Origin of the sequence: Halomonas sp. H10-9-1, assembly GCF_040147005.1 — a bacterium.
GTDB lineage: Bacteria > Pseudomonadota > Gammaproteobacteria > Pseudomonadales > Halomonadaceae > Halomonas.
Window position 1 is genome coordinate 993,134 of the sequence record NZ_JAMSHO010000001.1, and the last position, 16,533, is coordinate 1,009,666.

At 65.8% G+C, this 16,533-nt stretch carries 15 protein-coding genes; 11 read left to right on the forward strand and 4 right to left on the reverse strand.

The features are described from left to right. Positions 1-57: 57 nt before the first annotated feature. Together NFH66_RS04440 and NFH66_RS04445 are read right to left on the reverse strand one after the other, a co-directional pair. Positions 58-345 (reverse strand): hypothetical protein, encoded by a 288-nt coding sequence (locus NFH66_RS04440; protein WP_161431478.1) that lies wholly within the window; start codon positions 343-345, stop codon positions 58-60. A gap of 80 nt (positions 346-425) precedes the next feature. Then, a complete protein-coding gene (locus tag NFH66_RS04445) occupies positions 426-2,024 on the reverse strand; it encodes a cation:proton antiporter domain-containing protein (RefSeq protein WP_232912043.1) in 1,599 nt (532 codons plus the stop codon). Positions 2,025-2,240: 216 nt separating this feature from the next. Between NFH66_RS04445 and NFH66_RS04450 the strand changes: the two genes are divergently transcribed. The 3 genes from NFH66_RS04450 to NFH66_RS04460 all read left to right on the forward strand — a co-directional run bounded on the left by NFH66_RS04450 (position 2,241) and on the right by NFH66_RS04460 (position 5,541). Further along, the gene (locus NFH66_RS04450; RefSeq protein ID WP_232912044.1) at positions 2,241-2,837 is read left to right on the forward strand and encodes a LemA family protein; all 597 of its coding nucleotides are present in this window, start codon (positions 2,241-2,243) and stop codon (positions 2,835-2,837) included. A 13-nt stretch (positions 2,838-2,850) separates the two neighbouring features. Further along, a complete protein-coding gene (locus NFH66_RS04455) occupies positions 2,851-4,761 on the forward strand; it encodes a M48 family metalloprotease (RefSeq protein ID WP_349608693.1) in 1,911 nt (636 codons plus the stop codon). A 63-nt stretch (positions 4,762-4,824) separates the two neighbouring features. Continuing rightward, positions 4,825-5,541, forward strand: coding sequence for a hypothetical protein (locus tag NFH66_RS04460; protein WP_349608694.1), 717 nt, complete (start codon positions 4,825-4,827; stop codon positions 5,539-5,541). A 126-nt stretch (positions 5,542-5,667) separates the two neighbouring features. Here the strand turns inward: NFH66_RS04460 and NFH66_RS04465 are convergent, their stop codons facing one another. After that, positions 5,668-5,874 carry a cold-shock protein gene (locus tag NFH66_RS04465; RefSeq protein ID WP_349608696.1) on the reverse strand — a complete coding sequence of 69 codons (207 nt, stop codon included), beginning with the start codon at positions 5,872-5,874 and terminating at the stop codon, positions 5,668-5,670. A 253-nt stretch (positions 5,875-6,127) separates the two neighbouring features. On the opposite strand from NFH66_RS04465, the gene NFH66_RS04470 reads away from it, so the two are divergent. Together NFH66_RS04470 and NFH66_RS04475 are read left to right on the forward strand one after the other, a co-directional pair. After that, positions 6,128-6,544 (forward strand): TM2 domain-containing protein, encoded by a 417-nt coding sequence (locus NFH66_RS04470; protein ID WP_349608697.1) that lies wholly within the window; start codon positions 6,128-6,130, stop codon positions 6,542-6,544. 10 nt (positions 6,545-6,554) lie between these two features. Then, positions 6,555-7,199: a LysE family translocator gene (locus tag NFH66_RS04475; RefSeq protein WP_349608698.1), complete on the forward strand. Its 645-nt coding sequence runs from the start codon at positions 6,555-6,557 to the stop codon at positions 7,197-7,199. Positions 7,200-7,311: 112 nt separating this feature from the next. Here the strand turns inward: NFH66_RS04475 and NFH66_RS04480 are convergent, their stop codons facing one another. Further along, positions 7,312-9,258, reverse strand: a complete 1,947-nt coding sequence (locus tag NFH66_RS04480) for a transglycosylase SLT domain-containing protein (protein WP_349608699.1) — start codon at positions 9,256-9,258, stop codon at positions 7,312-7,314. Between the two features lie 162 nt (positions 9,259-9,420). Between NFH66_RS04480 and NFH66_RS04485 the strand changes: the two genes are divergently transcribed. The 6 genes from NFH66_RS04485 to NFH66_RS04510 all read left to right on the forward strand — a co-directional run bounded on the left by NFH66_RS04485 (position 9,421) and on the right by NFH66_RS04510 (position 16,522). Then, positions 9,421-9,765, forward strand: a complete 345-nt coding sequence (locus NFH66_RS04485; RefSeq protein WP_349608700.1) for a YkvA family protein — start codon at positions 9,421-9,423, stop codon at positions 9,763-9,765. A 51-nt stretch (positions 9,766-9,816) separates the two neighbouring features. Beyond that, a complete protein-coding gene (locus NFH66_RS04490) occupies positions 9,817-10,314 on the forward strand; it encodes a PaaI family thioesterase (protein ID WP_349608702.1) in 498 nt (165 codons plus the stop codon). Next, positions 10,307-10,777, forward strand: coding sequence for a PaaI family thioesterase (locus NFH66_RS04495; RefSeq protein WP_349608703.1), 471 nt, complete (start codon positions 10,307-10,309; stop codon positions 10,775-10,777). The genes NFH66_RS04490 and NFH66_RS04495 overlap by 8 nt, the downstream gene beginning before the upstream one ends. 106 nt (positions 10,778-10,883) lie before the next feature. Then, on the forward strand, positions 10,884-12,791 hold the full coding sequence (gene htpG / locus NFH66_RS04500; protein WP_349608704.1) for a molecular chaperone HtpG: 1,908 nt from the start codon (positions 10,884-10,886) through the stop codon (positions 12,789-12,791). Between the two features lie 275 nt (positions 12,792-13,066). Next, on the forward strand, positions 13,067-14,602 hold the full coding sequence (locus tag NFH66_RS04505) for a catalase (RefSeq protein ID WP_349608706.1): 1,536 nt from the start codon (positions 13,067-13,069) through the stop codon (positions 14,600-14,602). A 348-nt stretch (positions 14,603-14,950) separates the two neighbouring features. Further along, positions 14,951-16,522 carry a Re/Si-specific NAD(P)(+) transhydrogenase subunit alpha gene (locus NFH66_RS04510; protein WP_349608708.1) on the forward strand — a complete coding sequence of 524 codons (1,572 nt, stop codon included), beginning with the start codon at positions 14,951-14,953 and terminating at the stop codon, positions 16,520-16,522. Positions 16,523-16,533: the final 11 nt, after the last annotated feature.

Sequence of the window (16,533 nt, forward strand, 5' to 3'; positions counted from 1 at the left end):
CCAAGATCGTTAAAAAGCGCCGCCCCTCGGGGCGGCGCTTTCACGTCGGGATGTCGGTCAATAGATCAGCCAGCTCAAGACGACAAAGCCCAGCAGCAGCCAGACCAGGGTGGCGACGATGGCGCGGCGGGTGAGGGCGCGGAACGCCTTCCACAGCATCCACAGGCCGACCACCAGGATCAGCAGGCTGACGATGGAGGTGGAGATGCCCAGCGAACCGGCCAGCCCCTGGAGGAAGCCGCGGGCGGAGTCGCCGATATTGGCGAAGAAGCCGGTCAGCAGGTCGACGACGAAGCGGATGATCTCGCCGAGGGTCCTGCCGATCCAGGTGAAGAACTCTTCCATGTCAGGTTCCGTGGCAGTTCGAGAAGTAGCTCAAGGTAACCACGCCGGGAGCGATTGTCATCTTCGGGGTGCGGCATGAATTAGCCGAGCTGGCTTGAAACCGGCTCGATGCCTGACTCCTCGGCGGCGCTGTCGGCCAGGGCTCGGCCCGCCTCGTCATAGACATGGAAGACGGCGCTGGCACCCAACTCGCGGATCGGATCGATCTCCTCGGGAAACTCGACCACGGCGGTGATCTTTCCGGGGAACTGGCGCGACCGCAGCTGCTTTATGGCAAACAGGTTGCCTGCGTGATGCGGCATGGCCAGTACCACCATGTGCACATCGGGAGACATCAGCAGCTTGTCCCAGAAGTCGGAGTCGAGAGCGTCACCTTCCACCACGTTGAAGCCACGTTCCGTCAGCATCCTGACGCTGGCCGGGTTGCTGTCGATGCCGAGGATTCGTAGCCCGTATTCCTTCTGGAGTCGCTGGTAAACGCTGCGTCCGATGCGCCCCATGCCCAGCACTACTGCCTCGGCATCCCCCACCTCGATGGGGCGGTCGCTGGGTGTGAGTTGCATGGAGTCGCGTCCTGGCAGTCGCTTGGCCAACCAGCGATAGATTCCCTCGCTGACGGCGTTGATCATCGCCGAGAGGCCGAAGCTCAGTGCCACCGCCAGCGAGATGACCACCAGCCACTCTTCCGTCAGCAGCCCGCCGGAGACTGCGATGGCGCCCACGATGAGGCCGAATTCGGAATAGTTGGAGAGGCTCAGGGTGGCCAGAATCGAGGTGCGGTTGCGCATCGGGAAACGCATGAATACCAGCAGGTAGAGCAGGCTCTTGAGCGGCAGCAGCGCCAGCAGCAGCAGCGCCATGGCCAGGTGCGAGCTATCCGGCATGGCGGTGAGGCCGATGGCCAGGAAGAAGCCCACCAGCAGCAATTCCTTGATGTTGAACATCGAGCGAGCCAGGGTCTGAGCGGCTGGATGTGGGGCCAGCAGCAGACCGATGATCAGGGCGCCGAGATCCCCCTTGACGCCGAGTGCTTCGAACAGGGAGTAGCCCAGCACCAGGGCGAGCAGCATGCCGAAGAGGATCTGCATCTCGCCATGACCGAGACGGTCCAGCAGTCGGCGCAGCAGCGGGGCGAGGGGGATCAACAGCACCAGGCCCAGCGCCCAGGGGCTTGGAAGCTTGCCGGTAGAGCCGGTGATGAAGAGCACCGCGAAGATGTCCTGCATGATCAGTACGCCGATGGCCAGGCGGCCATAGGCGGTCTGGGTCTCGCTGCGCTTCTCCAACACCTTGATCACGAACACCGTGCTCGAGAAGGAGAAGGCGAAGCCAAGCAGCAGGAGTGTCTGCCACTGGCTGTCGGCCAGCAGGCTCAGTCCCCAGCCCTTGAACAGCGCCAGCAGACCGAAGAACAGCAGCGACGAGCCCAGCATATGCAGGGTGGCACCGCCCCAGACATCTCCGCGAAGCAGGGTGCGTACATCGAGCTTGAGGCCAATGGTGAACAGCAGCAGGGTGACCCCGATGTCGGAGATCAGCTCGAGCAGCGGGGTATTTTCATAGCCCAGGGCGTTGAGGGCGAAGCCGGCGACCAGGAAGCCCACCAAGGGGGGCAGGCGCAGGGCCAGGGCGGCAAACCCGCCGATGAAGGCGGCGAGAAGAAAGGCCGGTTCGATCATGGACGCTCCCTGTTCTATGCATCGTACGTGATGAGTAGTTTACGGAAGCCGGTGCTTGAATGGCATCGTTGCATGAGAAGGTTACCGCTCGAGGATGATTCAACCCCGCCGAGCGCTCCTGGCTGGCCCGCCGTGATCGCCATCGGCACCGTCTGCGGCTAAGGTTAGGCAAGGACGCCGGTGGTCGGCGTCGCCTACATGCTACATGAGGACGCCATGGACCTTTCGCTGATCCTGCCTGTCGTGTTGCTGGTTGCCCTGCTGATCTATGCCGTCAGCATCTACAACCGCCTGGTGGCGCTGAAGAACCGCTTCCAGAATGCCTTTGCGCAGATCGAGGTGCAGCTCAAGCGGCGCCATGACCTGATCCCCAATCTGGTGGAGACCGCGCGGGCCTACATGGCCCACGAGCGCGAGACGCTCTCCGCGGTGACCGAGGCGCGCAATGCCGCCGAAGTCGGCCTGAAGCATGCCGCCGCCGCTCCCGGCAATGCCGCCGCCATGGCCGAGCTGGCCGGTGCCGAGGGAGCGTTGGGTGCCGCCCTGGGGCGCCTCAACGTGGTGATGGAGGCCTATCCGGATCTCAAGGCCTCGGAGAACATGCAGCAGCTCTCCGAGACCCTGACCAGCACCGAGAATCGCGTCGCCTTCGCCCGCCAGGCCTTCAACGATGCCGTGATGCAGTACAATACCTACAAGCAGAGCTTCCCGCCGGTGATCCTGGCCGCCTCCTTCGGCCACAAGCAGGACGCCGCCCTGCTGGAGTTCGAGGACAGTGCGGAGATCCAGGCCGCGCCCCGCGTGAGCTTCTGAGCGGAGGCCCCGCATGGACTTCTTTACCGCCCAGGACCGTGCCCGGCGGCTCTCGGCTCGGCTGGTCCTGCTTTTGCTGCTCTCCGTCGTGGTCCTGGTGGTGCTGACCTGCGTGCTGGTGGCGCTGGCCGTGGTGGTGATGAACCCGGAGCGGATGGGCGCCGGTGACCCGCTGGCGGCGGCGCTGGAGCCCAGGCTCTTCGCCCTGGTGGCGGGGGGCGTGGTGGCCATCGTGGTGCTGGGTGGCCTGGTGCGTCACCTGCAGCTGCGTGTCGGCGGCTATGCGGTGGCCGAGGCCCTGGGCGGGCGCCCCCTGGCACTGGATACCCGGGATGAGGACGAGCGGCGCCTGCTCCATGTGGTGGAGGAGATGGCCATCGCCTCGGGGATGCCGGTGCCGGCGGTCTACCTGCTGGATGACGCCGCCATCAATGCCTTCGCCGCCGGGCATGAGCCCCATGATGCGGTGATCGGCGTCACCCGCGGCGCCATCGAGCACCTCGACCGCGACCAGCTGCAGGGCGTCATCGCCCACGAGTTCAGCCATATCCTGCATGGCGACATGCGTCTCAACCTGCGCCTGGTGGCGCTGCTTCACGGCATCCTGGTGATCGGCCTGGCGGGGCGCTTCCTGTTGCGCGGCATGACCCGGGGGCGCCGCCGGGGTTCCCGGCGCGGTGGCCATGTGGCGATCATGGGCCTGGGGGTGGCGCTGATGGCGGTGGGCTATGCCGGTACCCTGTGCGGCAAACTGATCAAGGCGGCGGTAAGTCGCCAGCGGGAGTTCCTGGCCGATGCCAGTGCCGTGCAGTACACCCGCAACCCCGAGGGCATCGGCGGGGCCCTCCAGACCCTGGCCGCCTACCGCCTCGGCTCGCACCTGCTGGCGGCCAATGCCGCCGAGTTCAGCCATCTCTATTTCGGCAGTGGCGTGCGCAGCCTGAGCCGATTCACGGCGACCCACCCGCCGCTGGAGGCGCGCATCCGTCGCGTGCTGCCGCGGTGGGACGGCCGCCTGCCCGAGCCCTTCGCACCGACGCCCAGGGCCGCTCCTGAGCCTCCGTCCTCGCCGGCCACGCCCTCCCATGCCACTCCCCTCGGTGGGGCGGCACTGGCCGGGGCCGCACTGGGGGCTGCCGCGGTGGCCAGCGTCGGCCGCCCCGACGATGCGGCGCTGGCAAGCGCCCGCCGGCGCCTGGCCGGGCTCGATGCGCGGCTGATCGAGGCGGCCCATGAGCCCTTCGCGGCCAGGGCGCTGGTCTATGCCATCCTGATGGGGGTCGACCCGGCCAGCCGCGACGCCCAGCGAGAGGTGCTCGAGCGCCAGGCGCTGCCCGAGGTGCTGGCCGAGCTGGAGGCCCTGACCGAGCCGCTGGCAGGCCTGTCGCCCGGCGACCGGCTGCCGCTGATCGAGCTGGCGCTTCCCGCACTGCGTGCCTTGAGCCCCGCCCAGGGGGCACGCTTCCGTGCCTGCCTGGATGGGCTGATGGCCGCCGAGGAGGCGCCGGGTGCCCTGCAGTGGGCGCTTCACCGGCTGGTCAGGTCGGGGCTGGATGGGGAGCGCCGAGCCCACCGTGACCGGCGCCTGGCCGACCTGGCTGGTCCGCTCTCCCGCCTGCTCTCGACCCTGGCCCTGGCGGGGCAGCCCGAGCAAGATGCGGCACAGGCGGCGCTGGAGCGGATCGCCTCGGCGCTGGGCGTGTCGCTGGACCTGGTCGTAGAGCCGGCCACTCCCCGCGAGCTGGACTGGGCGCTGGAGCGCCTGGCGCGGCTGCGCAACGAGGCGCGGGCACCGCTGCTTGCCGCCATGGTCTGCTGTGTGGAACAGGATGGGCGGGTCGAGCCCCGGGAGGCCGAACTGCTGCGAGCGGTGGCCTGGACCCTGGGGGTCCCGCTGCCGCTGGGCGCACTCGATGAGGCATAAGTCGGCTTGCGAGGGATGGGCCGCTCTGCTGCAATGAGCCCTTTTCGTGACGGAGACGCTTAGATGATGACTACATTCTGGAAGCCGACCCTGCTGGCCACGCTGCTGGTCCTGGGGCTGGCCGGCTGCGGCAACGGCGATGAATCGGCCGGGGGTGGCGATGCGTCACAGTCGGCGGAACAGGTGCCGGAGGAGCAGGCGGCGGAGGAGCAGGCGCCGGCCGTCGCGGAGTCGGATGACTCGAGTGCGGATGGGCAGGCCGCGGAAGAGGCGCCTCCCGCCGAGGAGGGGGAGTCCGAGACCATGTCGGCCGACGCCGAGGTCTCCGCCGATGTCGACTCCCTGGGAGAGTCCCCCGAGGACGCCCTGGAGGAAGAGGGCGCCCTGCCCGGCGAGGCCACTCGCGAGGATGTCGATGCCATCATCGAGGAGACCGAGCGGCGCTTCGAGGAGGCCCAGCAGCGCATCGACGAGCAGTTCGAGCAGGCCGAGCAGGAAACTTCGGTGCCCGAACCCATGGAGGGCGATGACTTCGAGAGCAGCATCGACATCGACTCTTCCCTCGGTGAGGATCCGCTGGCCGGTGAGGGTGCGGGCGAATCGGACATCGACGCGATCATCGAGGAGCAGGAGCGCCGCTTCGAGGAGGCCCAGCGTGAGCTGGAGCAGCAGTTCGAGGAGATCGAGCGGGAGGTGCCTGAGCTGGAGGGCTTCGATACGGAGCCCATGAGCAGCGAAACGCCGGCACCCGCGTCTGCCGAAGAGGCCGCCGAGGAGTAGCATGCGGCTTGCATGTGGTCCCGTAGTCGCGCGGTATACAGACAATGGCGCCGTCACCGACAAGAAGGCCCACCATGCGGTGGGCCTTGCTCGTTGGTCCGGCAGTGCCGTTCCTCGAGTGTACGCTCAGTCGGCGGAGCGGATATTGGAGGCCTGAAGGCCCTTCTTGCCCTGGGTCACCTCGAAGGTGACCTTCTGGCCATCCTGCAGGGACTTGAAGCCTTCAGCCTGAATCTCGGAGAAGTGCGCGAACAGGTCATCGCCGCCGTCGTCCGGGGAGATGAAGCCGTAGCCCTTGGTGTCGTTGAACCACTTGACAGTGCCAGTTGCCATTGATCAATTTCCTTAACATACGGATAGTGTTGCCGGCGCAAGCGCGTGGATCGCACTCTTGCCGCGGTGCACGGCGGGGAAGGTCATGGCGACCGCTCGCCTGCCAGTGCATCGATTGCGGTGCCCCGACAAGACTTGCGCACGCTGTGTGACGCAGGGAGACTATGTCGAGCCCACAAGATCACTCTAGTTGGAAACCCCCTAGGCGTCCAGCGCGCTCGGCGCTACTGTTCCTACCTCACTCGAGATCATCATGACTGCCACGCCTCTCTCCTCTCGCGATACCCACAGCATGCTGCTCGGATACCTGCTGTGGCTGTTCGGCTTCCTCGGTGCCCACCGCTTCTACTACGGCAAGCCGGTGACCGGCACCATCTGGTTCTTTACCCTCGGCCTGCTGGGGATCGGCTGGCTGATCGACCTCTTCCTGATTCCGTCCATGGATCGCCAGGCGGACCTGCGCTTCACCTCGGGGCCGATCAACTACTCCCTGGCCTGGCTGTTGCTGACCTTCCTCGGGGTGTTCGGCCTGCACCGCTTCTATCAGGGCAAGTGGTTGACCGGACTACTCTACCTGCTGACCTTCGGTCTGCTGGGACTGGGCGTGCTCTACGATTTCTGGACCCTCAACGACCAGATCTCGATGCGCCACGCACGCCGCGCGGCCTAGATCAGGCGGTATGCTGATCGACGCCCAGTTCTGGCCCTTCCTGGTGGCCATCACCCTGCTCTCGGTCACCCCGGGGGTCGATACCCTGCTGGTGATCCGCAACACCGCCCGGGGCGGGGTGCGAGATGGGGTGCTGACCAGCCTGGCGATCTGCTGCGGGCTCTTCGTGCATGCCGCCGTCTCGGCCCTGGGCATCTCGTTGATCCTGCTGCAGTCGGCCTGGGCCTTCGGGTTGCTCAAGCTGGCCGGCGCCGCCTACCTGATCTGGTTGGGGGTTCAGGCCCTGTTGGCGGCCCGCCGCGGCCGGGGCCTGCCGGTGGCCGGGGTGAACAGCGAGCGCCGTGCGTTGCCCGCCTGGAAGCCCTTGCGCGAGGGGCTGCTCTCCAACGTGCTCAACCCCAAGACCGTGGTCTTCTACATGGCCTTCCTGCCGCAGTTCATCGCGCCCGGGGATCCGGCGCTGGCCAAGTCGCTTTTTCTGGCCGGGGTGCACTTCGTGATCGCCAATATCTGGCAGGTGGGGGTGGCGCTGATGGTGGGCGGGGCTGGGCGGCTGCTGGCCAGCCCCGCCTTCGCGCGTTGGCTCAACGGGCTGACCGGGGTGGTGCTGATTGCCTTCGGCGTCAGGCTGGCGCTCGAGCGCTCACCCGGCTGAGCCGGACTGCGTCCGGAGCTGTAAGCGATAAGCTTTACGCTGTAAGGAAACCTTAGCCGCAAGCCCTGGTGGCTACACCCTGGCTTACGGCTTACGGCTTGCGGCTTGCGGCTTACTGGCGGGCCAGCAGCGAGCCGTCATAGCGCACTCGCTTCTCGGCGGGAGTCAGCATCGAGACGCCCTCGCTGTTGCCGCCGTTGGCCAGGCTGTCGAAGATCGCCCGATAGGTGAGCACCGCCTGCACGTAGTTGCGCGTCTCGCGGAAGGGGATGCTCTCCACGAAGAGGTCGAACTCCTGGGGAGCGCTCTGCGTGAGCCAGCGATCCACCCGGCCGGGGCCGGCGTTGTAGGCTGCCGTGGCGGCCAGGCGGTTGCCGCTGTAGCGCTCGAGCATGTCGCGGATATAGGTGCTGCCCAGGCGAATGTTGGTCTGGGGGTCGAGGACGCCGTAGGGGCCCGGGTCGGCGATACCCAACTGGCGAGCCAGTTGGGTGGCGGTGCCAGGCATCACTTGCATCAGTCCGCGGGCCCCGGCCGGCGATACCGCCTCGGGGTTGTAGGCGCTCTCGCGCCGCGCGATGCCCATCAGCAGGTAGGGATCGACCCCGGTCCGACGTCCCCACTCCAGGAAATGGTCGCGATAGGCCTCGGGGAAACGCCACTCGAGGGCGTCCCACAACTGGCCGACGATGGTGGTCTGCACCAGCTTGGCATGCCAGCCGCGCTGGCGGGCGTAATCGCCCAGCGCGCGGGCGTCCCGCGGGCCGGCGCGGCGCACCGCTGCGTACCACTCGCTGGCGGCGAGTCCCGGTTCGTCGATGCGCAGCAGGGCCTCGGTGCGCCTCACCGCGGGCCAGCGGGACACCTGCTCGAGATAGGCGCTGTCGAAGCCGTTGCGCTCCATGTTGAGGGCGTAGGGGCGACCCAGCCGATCGGCGGCAGAGAAGCCGAAGAAGCTTCGTCCCTCGGCGGCGGCCACATAGGCGCGCATGGCGCTGGCCTCGTCGCCGAGCTGCTCGTGGGCACGCCCCAGCCAGTATTGCCAGCGCTCGTCGCGACGGGTCTCGTCCGGCATGCGCTGGACCCAGTCGATGACGCCTCGCCAGTCGCGGTCGGCCAGGGCGCTGCGCACCCGAAGCTCGAGCAGCTCGGGATCCGGCAGATCGGGGAGGACGGCGTCGACCCAGGCGCGATTGGCGCGCACGTCGCGCACCAGCGAATAGAAGATCAGGTCACGCTGGATGGCCTGGCGGTGCTCGGCATCGAGCTCCAGCCGCGGGGCGAGCTGGCGCCAGGCCCCCAGCGCCGCTTCGGTATCGGCGCGCACATAGCCGTGCATGGCGGCCGCGAAGAAGGGGCCGCTGCCGCGGCAGTCGGGGCCGAGGCACTCCGGGACCCGGGTGATCGCGGCGTAATCGTTCTGAACGCGGGCCATGGCATCCTGGGCGGATTGCCAGCGGCTGCCCAGTTGGCGTCCCAGATAGCTCGCCAGCCCGCTCTCGCCGGCCTGCCAGGCAAGCATCCGACGCTCCCAGACCTGCGGCTCACCAATCTCGCCGCGGCTGCGCAGGGTGTCGAAGAGGGTGTCGCAGGCTGTGGGCTGGGAACGGCCGACGCGCCACAGCTCGCGGCCCCCGGCGGCGGCCGTGGCCGGCTCGCGGCCGAGCAGGGCCGTGTAGTAGTAGCAGCGTCGAGCGGTGCTTTCTGGCTCACCATCGGCGACCTCCAGCACGTAGGCATGGCGTTCGGCCTGGCCATAGCGGTCGATGGCCTGGTTGCGTATCCAGTCGGCGAGGGGGGAGTCGGCGTGGCGAGAGATGAACGCCAGTACCCGCTGGGGCTCGACATCGGGCAGGCGGTCACGCAGGCGGTGATAGGCGACGTAACCGGCCAGCTCGTGGTCATGAATAGCCGCCTCGTCGACCTTGTGCCAGTCGCCGGCGCGGGCGGCCTGCAGGGCCTCGCGCATGCTGCGGTCATCCGCTTGGCCCAGCAGTGGCAGGCAGGCCAGGGTGGCGACGGCCAGGGTACGCCAGGGGCCGGGGAAACACAGGGACATGGGAACCTTCCAGCGTCGATTTTCGTATACACCACCATCCTCGCCGATGGGGGGACTCGGGGATAGTGTCGCTCGCTCACGACAGCGCGTCGAGACTGTCGCCGCGAGCGGGAATCGCCTATCGTGGAGTCCTGATCGACAAGAGTGGCGAGGAGGGTGCCGATGGCGGGCAAGGGCGCAAATCTGAAGACGCGGCTGCGCGGGCGTTCCCGGCTGATCGGTCGGATCACCCGAGCCTTGCGGCTGTTCGCACCGATGCTCGCCGACGTCATTCGAGGGCGCTATCGCCCGGTGCCCTGGTCGGCCATCCTGTGGATGCTCGCTGCACTGGCCTATCTGGTCTCGCCCCTGGACCTGATCCCCGACTTCCTGGTGCTGGTGGGCGTGCTCGACGACGCGGTGATCGTCGGTTGGCTGCTGACCCGGGTGGACGCCGCCCTGGCGCCCTATCGTGCCTGGCGGGAGGGCGGCGTTGATTCGGGCGAAGACGGCGCCGCCGGGGCCTGATACGATCGTTTGATCACTGAACCTCCGCCCACCGCCCTAGCGAGCCGCGCCATGCACGTCGATTCATCCCCTGGCAGTGCCGACTGGCGTCGTGCCCTGACCCGTTTCGTCAACGTGATTCCGCATACCCAGGAACTGGGCCTCGAGGTACTCGAGGCATCGCCACGCTTGACCCGCATGCGCTTGCCCTGGCACGAGGAGCTGCTGGGCGACAGTGCCCGTGGCCTGATCCATGGCGGGGTACTGACCATGCTGCTGGATACCGCCTGCGGCTCGGCGGTGTTGCCCGCGCTGCCCGCCCCCGAGGTGTGCCCGACCCTGGACCTGCGCGTCGATCACTTCCGCCCGGCGCTGGCCGGCCGGGACCTGCTGGTGGAGGCGCGCACGCTGCGGGTCACCGCCTCGGTGGTGTTCACCGAGGGGCGGGTCTGGCAATCGGACCATGGTGACGTGGCCCGGGCCGTCGGCAACTTCGTGCGGCTGGGGCCGCGCAACACCCCCGCGGAGTTTGCCGAAGCGCTGTTTGCCGAGGAGGGTGATCATGCCTGAAGGCGTGCATGGTGTGGAGTGGCTGGCGAGGACCCGTGACGACCGTGACCTGGCGGCGTGGCTTGCGCTGATGCCCTATGCGCAGCGTATCGGGGTCTCGGCACAACCGGACCCGCGTGGCGAGGGCCTGCTGTTCCGCCTCGACCCCCGTGCGGGCAATGTCGGCAATGTGATGCTGCCGGCACTGCATGGCGGCGTGGTGGCCGCCTTCATGGAGACCGCGGCGACCCTGGACCTGATGCTGGCTGCCCGGGAGCCGCGCCTGCCGCGTATCGTTGATATCTCCATCGACTATCTGCGTACCGCGCGTCTGGTGCCCACCTATGCCCACTGCTCGCTGCTGCGCGAAGGGCGGCGCCTGGCCAATGTCACGGTCACCGCCTGGCAGAAGGATGAGGCAGCGCCGGTGGCCACCGCGCGGCTGCATTTCGTGCTGGGAGACCCCGGCGGTCGCCGGGAGTGAGCCACCCGAGGCTTGAAAAGCGGCAATGCAGCCCCATATCGATTGCCAGTTCCGAGTCGGTGGCCCGCCCACCGTCGGCATATCGAAATGAAGGGGTTCACGCGACATGACTACCGCCACGCAACATGAAGAGACCCTCGGCTTCCAGACCGAGGTCAAGCAGCTGCTGCACCTGATGATCCACTCCCTGTACTCGAACCGGGAGATCTTCCTGCGCGAGCTGATCTCCAACGCCGCCGACGCCTGCGACAAGCTGCGTTATCAGGCGCTGGACAACGACGCGCTCTATGAGGGTGACAGCGAGCTGCGCATCGAGATCGAGCACGACGCCGAGGCGGGCACCGTGACCGTGCGCGACAGCGGCATCGGCATGAGCCGCGATGAGGTGATCGCGAATCTCGGCACCATCGCCCGCAGTGGCACCGCCGAGTTCCTCAAGCAGCTCTCCGGCGAGCAGCAGAAGGACGCGCGACTGATCGGCCAGTTCGGGGTCGGCTTCTACTCCGGCTTCATCGTCGCCGACGAGGTCGCGGTGCGCACTCGCAAGGCGGGTAGCGACAAGGCCGAAGGCGTCGAGTGGCGCTCCCGGGGCGAGGGCGAGTTCACCGTCGCCGATATCGAGCGCGAGGCTCACGGCACCGAGATCGTGCTGCATCTCAAGGCCGATGCCCAGGAGTTCGCCGACGACTTCCGCCTGCAGAGCCTGGTGCGCAAGTACTCCGACCATATCGAGGTGCCGGTACGCATGCCCAGGGTCGAGAAGGCCCACGATGAAGAGGGCAACGAGATCGAGGGCAGCGAGACCACCACCTGGGAGACCGTCAACGAGGCCACCGCGCTGTGGGTGCGCCCCAAGAGCGAGCTCACCGACGACGAATACAAGGCGTTCTACAAGCACGTGGCCCACGACTTCAGCGACCCGCTGACCTGGAGCCACAACAAGGTCGAGGGCAAGCTCGAGTACGTAAGCCTGCTCTACGTGCCGGGCCGCGCGCCCTTCGACCTCTATGAGCGCGACGGCGCCCGGGGCGTGAAGCTCTATGTGCAGCGTGTGTTCATCATGGACGACGCCGAGCAGTTCCTGCCGCTCTACCTGCGCTTCGTCAAGGGTGTGCTGGACACCCGCGACCTGTCGCTCAACGTTTCCCGGGAGCTGCTGCAGCAGGATCCCCAGGTCGACAAGATCAAGTCGGCCCTGACCAAGCGCTCGCTGGACATGCTCAAGAAGCTGGCCAAGGATCCCGAGGCCTACCAGACCTTCTGGAACACCTTCGGCAGCGTGCTCAAGGAGGGCCCGGCGGAGGACTTCGCCAACCGCGAGAAGATCGCCGGCCTGTTGCGCTTCTCCACCACCCATACCGACAGCGCCACCCAGGACCAGTCGCTCGCCGACGTCGTCTCGCGCATGAAGGAGGGCCAGGAGAAGATCTACTACATCGTCGCCGACGGCTTCAATGCGGCCAAGAACAGCCCGCACCTGGAGATCTTCCGCAAGAAGGGCATCGAGGTGCTGCTGCTCCACGACCGCATCGACGAGTGGCTGATGAGCCATCTCCAGGAGTTCGAGGGCAAGGCCTTCGTCGACGTGGCCAAGGGTGAACTCGACCTCGGCGAGATCGAGGACGAGGAGGAGAAGCAGGCCAAGGAGGAGACCGCCAAGGCCAAGGAGGCGCTGGTCAAGCGCGTCAAGGAGGCGCTGGGCGATGCCGTCCAGGAGGTCAAGGTGACCCACCGCCTGACCGACTCGCCGGCCTGCGTGGTACTGCCCGAGCATGAGATGGGCTTCCAGATGCGCCGCATCATGGAGGCCGCCGGCCAGGCCATGCCGGAGGTCAAGCCGATCCTCGAGCTCAATCCCGAACACGCCCTGGTGGCGCGCCTCGAGGCAACCGAAGACGCGACCTTCAGCGACTTGGCCCATGTGCTGCTCGATCAGGCGATCATTGCCGAGGGTGGGCACCTCGACGACCCCGCCGCCTACGTCAAGCGCCTCAACGCCCTGCTGAGCGCTTGAATCATGCCGGGCCTGGACTAATATCCCTGCAGAACCCCGCTAGAATGGCGGGGTTCTGCGTTTTACACCAACTGCGATATCAACCCCGCCCCTGTGAGGGCAAGGCTTGTAAAGCGAAGCGTATTGAGTACAAGGTAGATGGTGCTGAGCACGAGACGTGGAGCCGTTGGCGCTATAGCTAATGTTTATTGTCTTGATGCTTTTGATTATCGTGACTGACCGGGTGGCAGGAAATACATTAAAGACACAACATTGAGATCAATCGGAGACAAGCGATGAGCGACTCAAGAAAACAAGCACAGTGTCCGGTGACACACCTCACCACGAATGCCGGTGCGCCGGTGCCTACCAACCGCGACAGTCTGACAGTCGGGCCACGTGGACCACTGCTTGCTCAGGATAACTGGCTCAATGAAAAGCTGGCCAATTTCGTACGAGAAGTCATCCCCGAGCGTCGCATGCACGCCAAGGGGTCGGGTGCCTTTGGTACTTTTACTGTCACCAATGACATCACTCAGTACACTCGAGCCAAGCTGTTCAGTGAAGTCGGCAAGCAAACTGAAATGTTCGCGAGGTTCAGTACGGTAGCCGGGGAACGGGGGGCGGCGGATGCTGAGCGCGATATTCGTGGTTTTGCGCTCAAGTTTTACACAGAAGAAGGCAACTGGGACATGGTGGGTAACAACACCCCGGTATTCTTTCTGCGTGACCCGCGTCAGTTTCCTGACCTGAACAAGGCCGTCAAGCGTGACCCGCGCACCAACATGCGAAGCGCCGACAATAACTGGGACTTCTGGACCCTGCTGCCCGAAGCGCTGCATCAGGTGACCATCACCATGAGTGAGCGTGGTATTCCGCGTAGCTATCGTCATATGCATGGTTTCGGCTCACACACCTACAGCTTCTGGAACGACCAGGGTGAGCGATTCTGGGTCAAGTTCCATTTCAGGACGCAGCAGGGTATTGATACCCTGACTGACGCTGAGGCAGCTGATATCGTCAGCACCGATCGCGAAAGCCATCAGCGCGACCTGTATGATGCCATCGAGCGTGGCGATTTCCCCAAATGGAAGATGTACGTGCAGGTCATGCCTGAGATGGAGGCGGATCAAATGCGCAATAACCCCTTTGACCTGACCAAGGTCTGGTACCAGGGGGATTATCCGCTGATTGAAGTGGGCGAGTTTGAGCTGAATCGCAACCCGGAAAACTACCACGTGGATGTTGAGCAGGCGGCATTTTCTCCAGCTAATCTGGTGGCGGGTATCGGCGCCAGTCCAGATCGCATGCTACAAGCCCGTCTTTTCAATTATGCTGATGCGCAGCGCTACCGGGTGGGTGTCAATCACTATCAGGTGCCGGTCAATCAGGCACGCTGCCCGGTATTCAGCAATCAGCGTGATGGCACAGGTCGGGCTGACGATAATTATGGCAGCTTGCCGCATTACGAGCCCAACAGTCATCAGCAGTGGCAAGGGCAGCCCGAATTCGCCGAGCCGCCCCTGAAGCTGAAAGGCGAAGCCAGACACTGGAGCTTTCACGAAGATGATGACAATTATTTTGAGCAGCCCGGCAAGCTGTTCAATCTGATGTCGGCTGAGCAGCAACAGGCTCTGTTCGACAACACGGCACGGGCCATGGGGGATGCCGCTCAGTTCATCAAGTTCCGTCATATCCGTAACTGCCATGCCGCAGACGCGGCCTATGGCGCCGGTGTGGCCAAGGCCCTGGGGCTTGATCTTGACCAGGCGCTGGCGTCTAAGAAAGACGACCCCATGTACGGCAACCCTCTGGTGGCCTTGCCTGCTTGACCAGGCGATCATTGCCGAGGATGGGCACCTCGACGAGCCTGCCGCCTACGTCAAGCGCCTCAACGCCCTGCTGAGCGCCTGACTCCCCCTCCACCAGCGCCATCGCCGCATGGCGCTCTTTACAACCACCGGCCGCCCCTAGGGGCGGCCGGTGCGTGACTATCACGCGGCTTCTTGCGCCCTTGCCGTTAACGTCAACTCGATGCCTTTCTTCTCGCCGGCGCGCCAAACTGCTTGCGTTTTCATCGCCGCCGCCGCAACGTCGACGGTTGTGCAATACGGCATTGTCAGGTATGAATAAAAAGACTGCCCTATGCATGATTTCAATAACCAACCGGGAGATCCAACGTGAAGATTGGTGCACCCAGGGAACTCGCCAAGGGCGAGGCGCGCGTCGCGCTGACCCCTGACAGCGCGAAGTTCATCCACAAGCTTGGACATGAGTGCCTGGTTGAAAGCGGGGCCGGCGTCGCCGCTGGCTTCGACGACCAGGCCTATCGCGATGCCGGCGTCAGCGTGGTCGAGAGCGCCGAGGCGCTGTGGAACCAGGCCGAGGTGGTGATCAAGGTCCGTGAGCCCGAGGAAGCGGAGACCGCGCGCCTGCGCCAGGGCCAGACCCTGATCAGTTTCTTCTGGCCGGCCCAGAACGAGGCGCTGCTCGAGAAGTGTCGTGCCCAAGGCGCCACCGTGGTGGCCATGGACATGGTGCCGCGCATCTCGCGGGCCCAGAAGATGGATGCCCTGTCGTCCATGGCCAATATCGCCGGCTACCGGGCGGTGATCGAGGCGGGCAACAACTTCGGACGCTTCTTCACCGGCCAGGTGACCGCCGCCGGCAAGGTGCCGCCGGCCAAGGTGCTGGTGGTCGGTGCCGGCGTGGCGGGTCTTGCCGCCATCGGTACCGCGACCAGTCTGGGGGCGGTGGTGCGCGCCTTCGACGTGCGTCCCGAGGTGGCCGAGCAGATCGAATCCATGGGCGCCGAGTTCCTGTTTCTGGACTTCGAGGAGAGCCAGGACGGTGCCGAGACCGGCGGCTATGCGGCCCCCTCCAGCCCCGAGTTCCGCGAGAAGCAGATGGAGTGCTTCCGCGAGCAGGCGCCGGATATCGATATCGTCATCACCACGGCGCTGATCCCCGGCCGCCCCGCGCCCAAGCTGTGGCTCGCGGACATGGTCCAGGCCATGAAGCCGGGCTCGGTGATCATCGACCTGGCCGCGGAGAAGGGCGGCAACTGTGACCTCACGGTGCCCGACGAGAAGGTGGTGACCGACAACGGTGTGACGGTCGTCGGCTACACCGACTTCCCGTCGCGCATGGCGACCCAGTCGTCGCTGCTTTACGCCACCAATATTCGCCACATGCTCACCGACCTGACGCCGGAGAAGGATGGCCAGATCGTCCACGACATGGAGGACGACGTCATCCGCGGTGCCACGGTGACCCATCAGGGCGAGGTCACTTTCCCGCCGCCGCCGCCCAAGGTGAAGGCCATCGCCGCGGCCAAGCCCAAGCCCAAGGTGAAGGAGCCGACCCCCGAGGAGAAGAGGGCCGCCGAGCACGCCGCCTTCAAGGCCCAGACCAAGCGCCAGGTGACGCTGCTGGGCGTCGGTGGCGCGCTGATGCTGCTGCTTGGCCAGGTGGCCCCGGCCTCCTTCATGCAGCACTTCATCGTCTTCGCCCTGGCCTGCTTCGTCGGCTTCCAGGTGATCTGGGGGGTCAGCCACTCCCTGCATACGCCGTTGATGGCGGTGACCAATGCCATCTCCGGGATCATCATCCTGGGCGCTATCCTGCAGATCGGCTCGGGCAGTGGGCTGGTAACGCTGATGGCGGCCATCTCGGTGCTGGTCGCCACCATCAATATCGTCGGCGGCTTCCTGGTGACACGCCGGATGCTGGCCATGTTCCAGAAATCGTGACCCGCGGAGAC